The organism is Photobacterium sp. DNB22_13_2, assembly GCF_052873915.1.
Window position 1 is genome coordinate 1 of the sequence record NZ_JBNNXU010000054.1, and the last position, 828, is coordinate 828.

At 63.2% G+C, this 828-nt stretch carries 1 protein-coding gene; it reads left to right on the top strand.

Annotated elements, in window-relative coordinates:
- Window positions 1-828: AMP-binding protein (locus tag ACVA58_RS27760; RefSeq protein ID WP_446513479.1), on the top strand; the 828-nt coding region annotated here is incomplete at both ends.

The following is an 828-nucleotide window of genomic DNA, read 5'->3' on the forward strand; positions in this document are numbered from 1 at the left end:
TTGAATGAGCAGGCGGTGACGGTCGATACCCGCCATATCCAAGTGCTTGCCGGAGGAGAGAGTGGGCCGCAGGCGCTATATCGCGAATTGCAGGTGTTGTTTGGTGATGTGTGGCAGGTTTATGGCCCGACCGAAACCTGTATCTGGAGTACGGCTGCACAGATGACGGGTCAGCCGTCGACGGATATTGGCTATCCGTTGGCGGACGAGCAATGCTATGTGCTGGATGGTCAAGGACGGGCAGTGCCTTTCGGGGCTCCGGGGGAGCTGTATATCAGCGGGGCCGGGCTGGCCCGGGGGTATTTCAACCAACCAGAGCTGACGGCTGAGCGCTTTGTTGAGCAGCGCCTTCCGCTTCCCGACAAAGGGAGTTCGGTAGTGCGGCTGTATCGAACCGGTGATAGGGTCAGGCGCAGGGCAGACGGCAGCCTGACTTACCTCGGGCGTCGTGATGGGCAGGTTAAGATCCGCGGCTACCGGATCGAGCTGGGCGAGGTCGAGCATGCGCTGCTGGGCTTGCCCCAGATCAAGCTGGCCGCGGTTATCGACCGGCAGCGCAATGGTCAGTCTTACCTGGCCGCCTACGTGACCTTGCCGGAAGGGGAGGAGAGTGCGGATTGGGCTACCGCGGGAGCGTGGCGTACCGAGCTGGCGGCACGGTTGCCCGAGTACATGGTACCGGCCACCCTGACCGTGCTGCCGTCCCTACCGGTCAACAGCAGCGGTAAGCTGGACCGCCGTGCCCTGCCCGAGCCGGAATGGGTCAATGCGGCGCAGTATGTCGCCCCGCGCAATGCGCAGGAGCAGCAGCTGTGTACCCTGTGGCAA